This is a genomic window from Burkholderia sp. AW33-5 (assembly GCF_053427615.1).
This window is the reverse complement of sequence record NZ_JBSAXA010000124.1, coordinates 1-314: the sequence shown is the minus strand read 5'-3', so window position 1 is coordinate 314 and position 314 is coordinate 1. Positions and strand designations below refer to the sequence as shown.

The following is a 314-nucleotide window of genomic DNA, read 5'->3' as shown; positions in this document are numbered from 1 at the left end:
TCACCCGCCTCGTCCGTCAACTCCTGCGGCGTGCCGATCTGATCACAATGGTAGTACGCCAGCGACGTGAGATCCGGCGCTTCGTTCTCCCCATCCCCCAGCACCGCCGGCCCCGTCACGCGCAACAGCGGCGTGAAGCTTCCCGGCTCATACACATAGTGCGTCGTCTCGCGCTTGTCCCACGACGTCTCATACGCCAGCGTATCGCCGTCCCAACCGTACAACGTCAGCCCATAGCCGTGCTCCTGCTTCAGCCGACGCCGCTCCGCATCCCGCCAGCCGCTGCCCGCGTTCATCAGATGCGGCACTTGCGG

Annotated in this window: 1 protein-coding gene; it reads right to left on the bottom strand. The window is 65.6% G+C overall.

All coding sequences use genetic code 11. The annotated features are described in order from the left end of the window. Window positions 1–314 (bottom strand): RHS domain-containing protein (locus ACV22V_RS32655; protein ID WP_448016860.1); only part of this gene is annotated, 314 nt, incomplete at both ends.